Source organism: Larkinella terrae, assembly GCF_009668025.1.
GTDB lineage: Bacteria > Bacteroidota > Bacteroidia > Cytophagales > Spirosomataceae > Larkinella > Larkinella terrae.
The window spans coordinates 1,150,571-1,163,675 of the sequence record NZ_WJXZ01000014.1; the positions used below are offsets into that span (position 1 = coordinate 1,150,571).

At 52.4% G+C, this 13,105-nt stretch carries 8 protein-coding genes; 2 read left to right on the forward strand and 6 right to left on the reverse strand.

Annotation, left to right across the window (positions count from 1 at the left end):
- Positions 1–718: 718 nt before the first annotated feature.
- The 3 genes from GJJ30_RS26425 to GJJ30_RS26435 are packed head-to-tail and all read right to left on the reverse strand — an operon-like array spanning position 719 to position 6,793.
- Positions 719–3,001 carry an FAD-dependent oxidoreductase gene (locus GJJ30_RS26425; protein ID WP_154178164.1) on the reverse strand — a complete coding sequence of 761 codons (2,283 nt, stop codon included), beginning with the start codon at positions 2,999–3,001 and terminating at the stop codon, positions 719–721.
- Positions 2,976–5,027 carry a glycoside hydrolase family 2 protein gene (locus GJJ30_RS26430; RefSeq protein WP_154178165.1) on the reverse strand — a complete coding sequence of 684 codons (2,052 nt, stop codon included), beginning with the start codon at positions 5,025–5,027 and terminating at the stop codon, positions 2,976–2,978. The genes GJJ30_RS26425 and GJJ30_RS26430 overlap by 26 nt, the downstream gene beginning before the upstream one ends.
- Positions 5,028–5,059: 32 nt before the next feature.
- The gene (locus GJJ30_RS26435; RefSeq protein WP_154178166.1) at positions 5,060–6,793 is read right to left on the reverse strand and encodes a sodium:solute symporter family protein; all 1,734 of its coding nucleotides are present in this window, start codon (positions 6,791–6,793) and stop codon (positions 5,060–5,062) included.
- A 32-nt stretch (positions 6,794–6,825) separates the two neighbouring features.
- Between GJJ30_RS26435 and GJJ30_RS26440 the strand changes: the two genes are divergently transcribed.
- Positions 6,826–7,266, forward strand: coding sequence for a DUF6934 family protein (locus GJJ30_RS26440; RefSeq protein WP_154178167.1), 441 nt, complete (start codon positions 6,826–6,828; stop codon positions 7,264–7,266).
- 30 nt (positions 7,267–7,296) lie between these two features.
- Positions 7,297–7,449, forward strand: a complete 153-nt coding sequence (locus tag GJJ30_RS26445) for a hypothetical protein (RefSeq protein WP_154178168.1) — start codon at positions 7,297–7,299, stop codon at positions 7,447–7,449.
- 24 nt (positions 7,450–7,473) lie between these two features.
- Here the strand turns inward: GJJ30_RS26445 and GJJ30_RS26450 are convergent, their stop codons facing one another.
- From GJJ30_RS26450 to GJJ30_RS26460, 3 genes are all read right to left on the reverse strand, one after another.
- Positions 7,474–9,987, reverse strand: a complete 2,514-nt coding sequence (locus GJJ30_RS26450; RefSeq protein ID WP_154178169.1) for a glycerophosphoryl diester phosphodiesterase — start codon at positions 9,985–9,987, stop codon at positions 7,474–7,476.
- 88 nt (positions 9,988–10,075) lie between these two features.
- Positions 10,076–11,878: an FAD-dependent oxidoreductase gene (locus tag GJJ30_RS26455; protein ID WP_154178170.1), complete on the reverse strand. Its 1,803-nt coding sequence runs from the start codon at positions 11,876–11,878 to the stop codon at positions 10,076–10,078.
- Between the two features lie 48 nt (positions 11,879–11,926).
- The gene (locus tag GJJ30_RS26460) at positions 11,927–13,048 is read right to left on the reverse strand and encodes a hypothetical protein (RefSeq protein WP_154178171.1); all 1,122 of its coding nucleotides are present in this window, start codon (positions 13,046–13,048) and stop codon (positions 11,927–11,929) included.
- Positions 13,049–13,105 lie beyond the last annotated feature (57 nt).

A 13,105-nucleotide genomic window follows, 5' to 3' on the forward strand; every position in this document is an offset into this window, starting at 1 on the left:
AAACCAGCAGGTCAATTTTATGCTGGTTAAAATAATTAAAGATAATATAATTTTTATAATAATTGAGAAATGTGAATTAATCGGGAATAAGTTAAATAATGGCCATAAATAAAAAAGTCGAAACGGAAGAGCAGAAATGATTGACTCATTTTGCGGTTCCGTTTCGACTTTCGGGAAGTGTAAGTTAAAGTACAATCGGCAGGTTAAGAGTGCCGGAATGAAATACCTTCATTCATCCGACTGCTTACCTAACCGTTATTATTTACGACGCGGGAAATTAGGGGTTGACTGAGGCACCGGAACCGGTTGATATACGGGTGCCGATTCCTGATTCAAGCCAAACAAGCTATTTCCGAGTGCTTTCAATTTCTCCTTCAGCGAATTAATCAAATGTGTCATTTCTATAATTGTTTAATAGTGAATGAGCGGTTCATAAACCGGTCGATAATGGCGGGTAGCCCGATCCAATTCATTAATCAGAATACCTGCCTTAAAATCAGTGCTTTACCGAATGGAAAAGTGACGAGCTGAAGATTTATTTAGCCAGAACGCCAAAATCAAAGATGGAGAAGCAGCGGTTTATACCTGCTATAACGTCAATCAGTCATTATTAGTTATCAAAATAAGGGATTTCTTTTCATATGGCTTGATTTTTAAAGAATTATTCCCGCCCGAAGGGACTCGGGCGGGAATAAAGGAAGGTGGATCGCCGTATTTTCTATTCGGCATAGCAACGCACTTCCAGCAAAGCCGCCGGAACCGGGCCGTTCATGGCTTTCAGGTGAATCGTCAGGCTGCGGGTTTCAGTCGCCTGATCGAATCGAACGGTATTGTGGGTCTGGTGGTTGTCGGTTTTCTGAAAAATGCGCTCTTTGCGATCGTTGCAGAGCATATATTCCCGGACACAAAACGGCACTTCCGTTTCCGGATGCGTCATGATCACGGTTTCGAGCGGATGGTCAAAGTCGCCATCGAAAAACAGCTCAACCCGGCCAATCGTCTGCGTTTCCGGCCAGATTAAGGTAATCGTCGGATTCGGATCGGCCGGATTTGCCACGTAGGCATTCGGTTGATTCGTCGGTCGTTGAATCCCGTTTCGCAGGTTCTCGACGCCGAAAAGCGCAATACCGGATTCGATCTTCATCGCAATATTCTGGCCTTTCGGACGGCGTTCGGGCGTCCAGAATTCAAAGGCATCCACGCCGATGTCTTCCGTCGGCTCCTGTTTGCCAAAATTGGAAACAGCCGCGTTGACCTTGTTAAAAACCGACAGGATTCCGGTTACGCGCAAAGCGCTGTATTGCAGCCGGATGTGTTCGTTTTTCTGGAAAAGCACAAAGACATACCCTGGTTCCTGCAGCGTTGTGTCAAAGTTCAATTCCAGTTCCTGTTTGCCTTTTGCCACCGGAATGCTGAGCGTTTGAAGCGTTACGTCCGGCGTATGGTTGTCGGGTTTGCTACTCCGGCGTAATTCTACGGTCAGCGTCGTGGCCTGATCCGCGCTGACCCAAACCGTCAGTCCCGGCACTTTTCCGGCGGACAAGGGCAGCATCTGACCGGCCGAGGAAGTGAGCGGCAACAGCGGGCCGTCGGGTGGTAACTCACTCAGTAACAGTTCGCTCGAAGCCGAAAGGGTAGCTTTCTGCGTCAAATCGGCAGAGTCGTGAAGCTGCAGGCCGGGAATATGCTGACCGGTTTTCAGGAGTTCCTGCTGCAAATTTTTCATGCGCGCCGGTTCGGTCAGTTCGCGGGGCAGTAAACCGGCTTTCGCACAGAGCGCAGCCGCCATGCCGACGGCCTGTCCGCCGTAGGCACTCGTTCCCATCACCCGCGAAGAGGCAAATGCCACGTGCGACGCGCTGATGATCCGACCGGCAATGAACAGATTTTTGATGTTCCGGCTGTAAAACGAGCGGTACGGAATTTGGTACATGCCCTTGCTGTGCCACTGGTTGCAACCCGGTTTTTCGGAAAAAACGCCATCGGCGGGGTGCAAATCCAGCGACCAGCCCCCGAAAGCCACGGCGTCGGGATGCGTCCGTTGTTCGACTACGTCCTGTTGCTTCAGGATGTAATCGCCCTCAAACCGGCGACTTTCGCGCTTGCCGGGAATTTGCCCGACCCATTCCAGCGTCATGGTTTCGGCTTCGGGAAACTGCCCGGAATTTTTGATGTGGTTCCAGACGCCGTACACCACTTTCCAGAGTTCCCATTTAATGGTTTCGGTATCATGAACGGTATCGAGCCGTCCGCCGTATTCGATCCACCACAGCTGACAGCCGAATTCCTTGGTATTAAACCGGCGGTAGCGCGGAATCTGGGTAATGTCCGTCAGGGCGTAGGAGGGCGGCACGAAGCGGACCGGTTTGCCGGTATCTTTCGAATAAAAATAGAGCGAATGCCCCAGCAATTCGCCGTACTCGGCGGTTGGCGCAAATTTCTCCCCAAATTCCTCCGCCGACTCAGCACCCATCCGAAAGGCGGCTCCGGCCTGAAAAGCCACAATCCCGTCGCCCGACGCATCGCAGAAGAGGGGAGCAACGAGTTCATAGGCCGTGCTGTTCTGGCTGCAAAACGCCTTCAAACCGGATATCGTTTCGGCGTCGGATTTCTCGACTTCATGCACCGCCGTATTCAATAACAGCTTGATATTGGGCTCATTGATTACTTTTTCCAGTACAATCGTATCGAAAATCAGCGGGTTGCCTTCCGGATTCCGGTAGAGATTTTCCAGCAATAACTCGTCGATAAAACCGCCTTCGCGCGCCCAGCGGTTGTTGTTGCCCATGTGCGATGTGGCGCCCAACACCCAGAGCCGGACTTCGCTGGAAGAGTTGCCACCCAGCACGGGCCGGTCCTGCACCAGCACAACGCGGATGCCCGCCCGGGCCGCCGTAACGGCACAACAGGTACCGGAAAGTCCTCCACCTACTACTATCAGATCAGCCTCGTGCCGGACGGTTTTGGGACCTCGTTTATCGGTTGCTTGTTCGCGTATCATTCGTCAGATCAATCGTTTGCGTAAGAATTGTAAAGCCGGTTGGCTTCGTGAGTTCGATGGTAAGTGTTTTGTCAAAACCGCTGACCGGCAGCGTCATATCGACACTTTGGCCGGGTTGCAGATCGGGTAACGTCCGGGTGCGTCCAGCGGTTTTCAACTGGTAATCCCTGAGGGTATACGCCGGGAAATCCTGGCGGGCGGTGATCCGTAGTTTGAGTTGGTGCACCCCTTCCGGCCCCGGTTCCCAGGCGGTTTTTTCAATGATTACCGGCGCCATTCCTTTCTGGTGCGTGTTATACAGCGGGCGCTTCGAACGGTCGTGCCGGACCAGCCCCCAGGGCCGGGTGCCGTCGGGATTGGTTCCGTCGTGCCGGCTGAGGTAATCGTTGTAGGACCACCATGACGCACCCACGACGTAAGGTAGTTGCCGAATGTCGCCTAGGAACTTTTCTAGGTGAGTCACCTGACCCGCTTCGCCGTCTTTGCCATCCGCCCGGGTTCCGTATTCGCTGATGAAAATCGGTTTGTCGGGATAGAGCGAATGGATGTGTTTCAGGATGTTCGCATGGTTGCCGTAGGTGTTGGTCGAAACGAAATCACAATATTGCGTAGCTTCGTCTTCCGGTTTTTTCGGCAGCGTATTCAGGCGCATCGATGCGAACGTATACAGCCGGGTTGGATCGAGTTCGCGGGCGTAGGCAATCATGTCTTTGGTCCAGCGCTGCCCGGCAGGTTGTTCGGAAAGGTATTCATTCCCAACGCTGTAGGCGATGACGCTGGGGTGATTCCAGTCGCGTTCGACCATCTCGCGGAACTGCTGCCGGAACTTCCTGCGAATGGTATCATTGTCCATCTGTCTCGGTGTCAGCTGCCAGTTTCCGGCTTCCGTAATGATCAGCATACCGTTACGGTCGGCCCAATCGTAGACGGTTTCGGAGGGCGTGTAATGCGTCAGTCGTTGAAATTCCATGCCCGCTTCCTTCATCAGCCGCAGGTCTTTTTCAACCACCCAATCCGGTTCGACCGATCCTAAATTGGGATAATCGACCACCCGGTTTCCGCCCGCAACCTTGATCGGCTGGCCGTTCAGCAGCAACTGCGCATTCCGAACTTCCACTTTCCGAATCCCGAAATGGGTTTTAACCGTATCGCTGGCAGCCACGACCTGAACATCATATAAGGTCGGCTGATCAATGCTCCAGAGTTTCACGTCTGCCGGTTTCAGAGCGGTTTCCGCCACCAGAACCGCCGTCTGATTCGGAGCCACGCTGCCTGGTTGCTGTTTCCAGTTGAGCGTCAGTGGTTTGCCATTCTGTTCAACCCGGAAGGTGAGCTTCGGCGAAACCGCCTGCCCGCTCGTATTTCGGATGCGGGTCCGGACCGTTAGCGTTGACGTGCCTTTCGTCAGGTCGGGAATGGCTTCAATTTTTACGTTTTCGGCATAGACTTCCGGCTCCACGGTCAGGTAAACCGGGCGGATCAAACCGCCGTAGTTAATCCAGCCCGGAAACGGGTCGTTGGGTTCGTTGTAGTCTTTTGATCCGGGAATGGTGCCGTGTCGCCAGGTGTTGTTGTTGACCGAAACCGCAATGGTGTTCGTACCTGCTTTCAGAAAATCCGTAACGTCGAAATGAAAGGGCGTATAGCCGCCTTCGTGATTCCCGATTTTGCGGTTATTGATCCAGACGACGGTTTCGTAATACGACGCATCGAAGTGGAGCAACACCCGTTTGCCGGTGGTGGGCTGCCACGGAAAAGTCCGGCGGTACCAGGCAGTTCCGGTATAAAACTGGTAGCGCGGATCGACCGAAAAGCAATGCGGCACGGTCACCTTGTTCCAGCGATTGAGCGGGGCATCTTCCCGGTACCATTTACCGGTTTCGCCTACTTCATTCGGGTCCATCGCAAACACCCATTCGCCGTTCAGCGGAATCGCTTTCGGATCGCGAATGGTGTATTGGGCGAACGACACCGCTGCCAGTTGAAGGAAAAATAAAACCGTAAGTATGACTTGTTTGTGTCTCATTCTGAGAAATATAAAGAATTTTTTACGACTGATTATCCGTGATTCGAATTGACGATTTTCTCCGATTGCTGCAATCCTGAAGGGATTTGAACCCGCCGGGATGCCGACCACGGAATCAGCGACGAAATCAGCACCACAACTGAGATAACCACCGTGATGACGGCTCCCTGCGTGGTCAGGAAACTCAATCCAAGCAGCATGACGCCGGTAAAAACCAGCGAAACCGCAATGACCCGGAGGCCAAACCGGTTTTGTTTCTTAATTTCAATCGCTTCTTCGCTACTTATCGCTTCGGCGGTTTCTTCTCGTTTTAGCTGGGCAGCCGCGCGGTAATTCTGGTATTCGTCCGCTACTTTTTCACGCGATCGTGCCCAGAGTTCGTAGGCCAGCAAAAGCAATAAGGGCAGGCCCACGCCCACGATGGTTTCGGTGCCCCGGCTGAGTTTGAAATCCAGCAGCCAGGGCGAAATGGCTTTGAAAAACAGGTTGACCGTCAGCGCAATGCTCGTAATCCAGAGGGTTACTTTCCCGGTCAGGCGTTTGGAAAACAAGGCCCAGAGGGGAGGAGCCAGCAGCGGGCCACCCGAAATGGATGAAATACTCAAGACCACTTCGACAATACCGCCCGCTTTCGGAACCAGTAATGCAATGACAATCATCCCAAAACCGAAAAACCAAGACGAGCCCCGGGCCACGCGAATCAGCTGTTTGTCAGATGCTTGTGGGTTGATCAGCCCCTTGTAGATGTCGTTGGTAAAAACCGCCGAAACCACATTCAAGGCCGTGTTGGCGCTGGCCGAAGTCGAGAAATACATGCCCGTCAGCATCAGCCCGAGCAAACCGGGCGGCAGGACGAGTTTGCAGATCATCAGGTAGGCGTTTTCGGTGTCCAAACCAGTCAGCGCGGGGTTGATGGCTTTGTAAATCATCGGCGGTAACATCCAGATTACCGGGCTGACGAGGTAGAGTGCCGCAAACAGAAACGCCACTTTTCGCGCCGATTTTGGGCTTTCGACGCTGGTGTAGCGTTGCACAAACGTCCAGTTGCCGCCGATGTAACAGATGTGGTAAATGACAAATGCAGCCACAAAACCGAAGGTGTATTCGCCGTTGAGCAGGTTGAAAAAATCGTCCGGCACGGCTTTCGTAAATCCGTCAAAACCACCGACCCGATCCAGCGACAGCGGCAATAAAATGAAAACGGCCGCCGACAAAACCACGAATTGCAGAATATCCGTCACCATGACGGCCCAGAGTCCGCCGACGGCGGTGTAGGCAATCATGAAAATGCCCAAACCAATAGTACAGGGAATCAACGGCAGGTTCAGCGACGAGCTGACCAGTTTGGCCACTGGGTATAAAACCGAGCCTTTGATAAAAACCGATACGAGGGTAAAAATGAAAATGTACACTTTCTGAACCGTCAACCCCAGCCGTTTCCGGATGAATTCGGCGGCCGTTAAGGCACCGGTTGCTTTCCAGCGGGGGGCCAGGTATAAACCGGTGACCAGGGCGCCAATGCACATGGTCCACTGAATCGTGATGGCGACCCAGCCGTGTTTGTAAGCAATTGATCCCCAAGCCACAAACGTCCCGGCCGAGAAAAAACTCATGAACAGCGACAGCCCGCCGATGAACCAAGGCACGGCTTCGCCCCCCGCAAAGAACGACTTCAGGTTGCGTCCGGTCCGGGCAAATAACATCCCGATTCCCAGCACAAAGGCCGAAAACACGAGGATGACGATGGTATCAATGGTTGTATTCAAGTTTATTATATTTGTATGTAAAAATAAGTTCTGTGAACTATCCGAGTTATTCTTTCCAAAAGAGCCGAAATGCTACCCAATTTTTCTTTGAGAGCATTGGAGCTAATGGCAGTATTCAAAAAATAGTGCTTGTTACGGACACTGGTATCGAAAATGTTTACAACCTAGGTTTAGGTGATTACAACGCACTGAACGATGAAATTGATGATCGCACGATCAGTGACAATAGAGATACCGCTAAAGTTCTAGCTACGGTTTTTAAAATAGCGATGTCCTATTTGGATACCTATCCCGAGCATTTATTAATCTTTGCTGGTAATACACCGTCTCGCAACCGTCTGTATCGAATGGCCATCAATCAGGGGTTTGGGGAACTCTCGCAATTTTTCTCATTGTTAGGTTATCGAAATGGTAAATGGGAGTCGTTTACTCCAAGTCATCATTATGAACTTTTTTTGATTGGTAAGAAATAAATCCCAAATTCATTATAAAAAGCAAAGCATATGGAAACACAAAAGGATACGGGACGAATCGAGATCGTTCCTAACCGAGTTTTGAAGGGAATTGACGGACGTGAACCCTTCGCCGAAAAAATTGAAAAGGCCAATGCGGCTCTTAAAAAAGCAGGTGTGCCCAAAATTCCGTTGAAGAAATAAGCCCTTTTCATTCTTTCTTTCAGGTTACAATTCCTTATTTTCCAACGTCACAATTTCAAATCCAAAAGCCGGTAACTGCTTCGCGGTGGCTTTCTGACCTTTTGCAGTGAGTTGAAAATCAGACGGCTGGGCGCTATTATTCAGCAGAATGACAAATGTCTTGTCCTTCTTTTCGGATTTCGCCAGAATATAATCCACGGACGGATTGTCGATCGTTACCAGATTTTCGTCAATGACCAGGTTCGCTTTTTCGCCATTGACAGTTCCCGCGGCAAAACCGTAAGTCTGGTGCGGCCCCACTTTCGGCGTCACAAAACCGCGCGGAAAAACCACTTTGCCACCCGAACGAAGGTTTGCTTCGGCCAGCAGGTAATCCGTGAGCCAGCCGATTTGCCACCAGGCGTGGTGCGGATACGGCCCGGCGCCCCGGTTCATGGCCTGCCAATAATATGACGCCACGCTGGTTTTGGCATCCACAAACGCATCCCGACCAATGGCACCAGCCCGCGCCATGTCCGCAAAAATGGGTTCTTTCGTCATTCCATACATCCGGATGAACAGTCCCGCGTGGCTGCACAACTGAATCGGCCCGTGCCGACCCGCCGAGCCGAAAATACCGCCATGCTCAAAACTTAAACCCGTCTGGCTGATTTCCCAGTCTTCGCGCGCCATACCGTTGACGGTTTTCGGTTTGTGGCTGGCAATCGGGTGCGTATAAATCGAGGTCGTGTAGATTTTGGCGCATTCAATCGCGGCCGCTTTGTACCGCTCGTCCTTCGTCAGATCGTACAGATCCAGAAAGGCTTGCGCCGACTGTCCGGTGGCAAAATCCGGCGCGTAGCGGGCATCTCCGCAAACGCCCAGAAAGCTTCCGGTTTCAACCGCATTTTTGATCAGCCAATCCGCTCCTTTGCGGGCCGCAGCGAGGTATTTCGGGTCTTTCAGAATGCGGTGCGCAACGATCATTCCGTAGAAAGTTGGCCGGACGTCCTGAATATCTTTGAAAATTTCCTGCTCCGTTTTTTTGTCGTAAGCCACCGCCCAACTGCCATCCGGTTTTTGCCAGGTCAGCAAACGCTCAGCTCCAAACCGCAGCCGCTCTTTCAACTCCGCATCGTTCGGTTCGAATAACAGCATGTTCCCAATATCGAGCATTGTGTAATAGGTTAGGGCAATCGGTTCCACCACCGCGCCCCATTCCTCCACAAACTTCTTGGATTTGGCCAGGTAATATTGCCCTTCGACGGCGCCCTTGAAAAAACCGTTGTTCGTTTCCTGCTGGACGAGCTTGAAGTTTTCGGCATAAGGAAGCACATTTTTCGTCAGCAACGAATCGCCGGTGGCGGTCGCCAGCATCCACATCGCGCCATAATCCGAATTTTTCATGGCATCCTTGTCGGAACCAACCACCCCGCCGAGGTACGATTGCGCCCCAATTTTCTTGCCTTCGAATTCCTCCACGTTCCAGAGCGACGTTTTCGGATCGATCAAATACTGGTGCATTTTGTGGATGCGGTCGGTCAGCGATTGCCTGCTTTTTCGCAGCGCCAGCGACTCCTTAAACTGGTAAATATCGTAAACCGTGTGGTTCAGGGCTTTAAACCAGTCGCCATCGGTCAGGCTGTACCGGAAGGTGTAGGTGATGGTTTCGCCCGGTTTCAGCGTGGATTTTGGTTCGCCCAAAACCGGGTAATAAAGCGTCGGCGACAACTGAGCCTTGCGGTTCATGTGCGACAAACCGATGTTCCAGTCGAGCTGGGTGATTTTGTCGTTGGCCCAGGGATCGCGCGCCAGACCCGGTTCCGGAATTACGGCGAGTGTCAGGCCGTTTTTCGTGCTGATCATCGGCGCCAGCGTACTGGCGCAGCGTTCGCGGTAGACCACCGGCAATTTCGGAATGCCGTGACCGTAGGCATAAGCCAGCACAAAATTCGGCTGCATCTTATTGCCTTGAAAATAACCCGGCACCGTCGCCCACGACAGATTTTGTTCCGAAACCGTGGAAAGGGTAGGGCTGGCCAGCGAGAAAAAACCGCCTTTCTTCGCCGTCAGCGTTTGCTTGACAATGACATCCTGCGGAAACTTCGGGTCGAGCGTCCATTCGGTGTTGATCGTAGCCGCGTCGGTTTCTTGTTTGAATGTCAGACTTTTACCGGTTTGTTGGGCGTCTTTCGGGAAAAAATGAGTGGCTTGTCCGGCAGTGTTCAGCGAAACCGGGCTCGTACATTCGGCCCACTGGACCTGCTGATAGTGGTATTCATGGCCCGGAAACTCTTCGCCCGTAATGGTTTTGAAGGTTTGCTCGGGCTTGTTCGACGGTTTTTCGGCCGAATAGAGCAGGGTGTTTTCGCCCGACGGCTGGGCGAGAGCCTGCCACTGTTTGTTTTTCTGCACCGCTACTTTCTGCAACCGCCAGCCGCTCGCCGTCGATTCCCAAACCAGTTGCACCCGGTCGTTCGACAACCCGACGGTTTTCGGTTTCTGAGAAAAACCGGCCAGACTGACCAATCCCAATATAAGACTAAGGCTGTATTTCATGGTAGTTAGTTCGTTTTTTGACCATTGACGATTGACCATTGACGATGGTCAATCGTCGGCGGTCAATGGTCGATCGTCAATCGTCGATTTACGGCTTTGCCGCCGTCGGTTCATCCTTGATAATCGCCATAAATTCGGGCAAATGTTCCTGATACACCCCGCGCGGTGACGTATTGTATTTCTTCGCAACATAAGCGGCAAAACCGACCACTTCGCCCATCATGCCGCAGGTCCGCATCACGCGGGTGCTGCCAAAGGCCACGTGCGTGGTGCTGATGTTCCGGCCCGCCATGAACAGATTGGGGATGTTTTTGGAATACAGGCAGCGGTACGGAATGGTGTACGGCGCTACCTTGATGTGCTTGGTTCCGGCGAAAAACTCCTGGCCTTCAAAGTGTTTGCTGTTCTGAGTGTCCGGGAAGTGCAGGTCGATCGTCCAGGTAGCCGTCACGGTGCCGTCCGAATATTGTTTACCTTCCTGAATGTCCATCTGGTTCAACACGTAATCGCCCAGAAGCCGCCGGGATTCGCGTTTGCCGCCGATGTAAGCCACCCAGGCCAGTTCGCGTTTGGCGTATTTATCTTTCTTGTGATTCTTCAGGTACGACCAGTTGCCAAAGATCGCGCGCAGGTTGTGATCCCGGATTTTCTCGGCATCGGTGATGGTGTTGAAGTTGCCAAAACCGGTTTCCCACTGCCAGTCCGAGCGGGCTTCGTCGATGTGGTATTCGTCCGAAAACGGCAGTGCCCAGGGCGTTTCGGGAAATGTAGTGGCCGTATCGCGGTCCAGCGACGCCCACAGGTTCGAGGTTCCCAGCGTGAAATCATCCGACTTTTCGGCCGCCAGCGATTCGCCCGTTTCAGCTTTGCTTTCGCGGCCAAAGCGGTAGTCGGCACCGGCCAGGTACCCTAGCGTTCCGTCGCCCGTGCAGTCGGAAAAATACGTTCCTGTAAACCGCACTTCCTTGTTGGTGGCAATGTCACGACCGATCACGGCGGAAATGGCGGCACCTTTTTTCTCAATTTTGTAAACGTGCGTATTCAGATAAAGCGTCATGTTCCGTTCTCCCTTGACGATGGCGGTTTTCCGGGCATCGCCGTATTCCTGGGCATCCGGGTGCCCGTTTCCGGGATCGCCGTTGTCCATTTCGCGGACAATCCGGCCCAGTTTCGGGTAGTGGTTTTTGTCTACATCGCCCCGCAAATGCACCCGGACTTCGGAGCTGTTGTTCCCGCCCAAAACCGGTCGATCCTGAATCAACGCCACTTTCAACCCCATCCGCGAAGCCGAAATGGCCGCGCAGGTTCCGGCAATTCCTCCGCCAACGACCACCAGGTCGAAGTTTCCGGCTTCGGCGGGTTTGTCGGACAGATTCAGCAATTTGTTCCGAAAAGCGGTCAGTTCGGCGGATTTATCGGGGGGCGTAAATTTGGGAACATTCGTAAACAGAATGGCATCGCAGCGGCCATTAAAACCGCTCAGGTCGTGAAGCGCGAGTTTCACCTGATCGGTTTTGACGTCGATTTCTCCGCCGTTATACCACTTCCAGGCATCGGAACCGCTCTCGCCAAAAACCGGATTCAGCGGTTTTCCGTCGACGTCAACCTGAAATTTGCCGGGCCCTTTCGGAAACGGTGCCCAGTCTTTGGTACGAACCCAGATTTGGTATTTGCCTTTTTTGGGAAAACGGACGGTCGTTGTCGCATCTTTCACCGGTCGGCCCATGCCGTGCGCCATGAGGTAAGACGAACCGATGACCACGAACGATTGCTGATCGATCACCCAGCCGCCCTTGTTTTCGAACGATTCGGTTTCCACAAACACGTGGTCCTGAGCCGACAGCCGCAGCGCCATCAGCAGGAAAAAGAGGGTTTTGAGTACGTTTTTCATGGGAACAGTCAGGTTGTAAAGTCAGGTATCGGGGTTAGAAAGTCGGGTTTAGGGATTTTTTGCTTTATAGCTGTTCATCCGGGTCACTACTTCCCGGTTTTTGGGACGAAAACCGGCCAGGACGCGGTAAATTTCAGCCGTATAATCCGGGTTCGAATGGGTCAGATGAACTGCCAGATTTTGCAGTGCTTTCTCCGGTAACTTCGGCTGGGTGGCCAGCAGTTTGAGCATCAGCTTGAATTGTTCCGGGTTGGCGTTGGTCAGTTCTTTCGAGGTCAGATCGGCCAGCGGAGTGCCAAAGGGAATTTTGTTTAGCTTCTTCAAAATGGCAATCTGAATCGGATACGGCGCTTTTCGGAACGTTTCCCACAGCCAGACCTGCCGGTTTGAATCGAAAAAATACGGATCGGCAAGGCGTTGTAAGGCAAATCGGGCCGTGTAAACATTGGTTCCCCGCATGATTTTCTGAACATCCGCATTGAATTCGGTATCCAGATTCCCGTTCTGGTCGATCACCCGTTCCATCGCCCAATATTGGTAATAATGGTTGGCGCTGCTCAGAAACCGGTGCAGTAGGGTATCATCGCGGTAGGTTTCCGTGATCCGCAGGATTTCGTCGATGACGTGCCCGTTGGCAATGTGCCAGAGCGTGTAGCAGGTGTAAACCGCTCCGTCGATCACCTCGTTTTTAACGGTTTTCAGGGTCGCTCCGGCTTTGGCATCAACGGAATCCGCCAGGTTTTCGGTGCCTTTCCCAACCAGATCGTTCATGGCAACGTCTTTCAGCAGCGAGTTTGGTCGGCTCAGAATATCCTGCAACTTGTCGTAATCTTCCTTTTTGAATTCCCGGTGATCCATTTTGGTCAACACCTCGCCCGGCGGAAAATCGTAGCGGAGGTAGTTGCCCACCAAATCCCAGTAAAAGTTGATATACACCGGTTTACATTCACCCGTGAGACAAACCGGGGTGAAGACATTCCGGAAAAAATAAGCGGGATGACCGGTATCATCCAACGCCAGTTTCAGAATATAGGTCGTGGTATCGTTTTCAATGATGGTAAACTCCCGCACTTCGCCCGGCATCTTGGGAAGTGTCGAAGCCGCATCCGTGTGCCGGGGAGACGCCAGAATCGCCATTACCAGGAAAAGAAAACCACTGATTCGTTTCATACTGTTGAAATAGTCGTTGACGGTTTTCTATTTATGGTATTCAGTAGCTGGCGCTTT

What these genes read in the sequence shown, in the direction of transcription:
- GJJ30_RS26460 (WP_154178171.1), bottom strand. Translation starts at nt 13,048, where the DNA reads ATGAAACGAATCAGTGGTTTTCTTTTCCTGGTAATGGCGATTCTGGCG.
- GJJ30_RS26450 (WP_154178169.1), bottom strand. Translation starts at nt 9,987, where the DNA reads ATGAAATACAGCCTTAGTCTTATATTGGGATTGGTCAGTCTGGCCGGT.
- GJJ30_RS26430 (WP_154178165.1), bottom strand. Translation starts at nt 5,027, where the DNA reads ATGAGACACAAACAAGTCATACTTACGGTTTTATTTTTCCTTCAACTG.
- GJJ30_RS26445 (WP_154178168.1), top strand. Translation starts at nt 7,297, where the DNA reads ATGGAAACACAAAAGGATACGGGACGAATCGAGATCGTTCCTAACCGA.
- GJJ30_RS26425 (WP_154178164.1), bottom strand. Translation starts at nt 3,001, where the DNA reads ATGATACGCGAACAAGCAACCGATAAACGAGGTCCCAAAACCGTCCGG.
- GJJ30_RS26455 (WP_154178170.1), bottom strand. Translation starts at nt 11,878, where the DNA reads ATGAAAAACGTACTCAAAACCCTCTTTTTCCTGCTGATGGCGCTGCGG.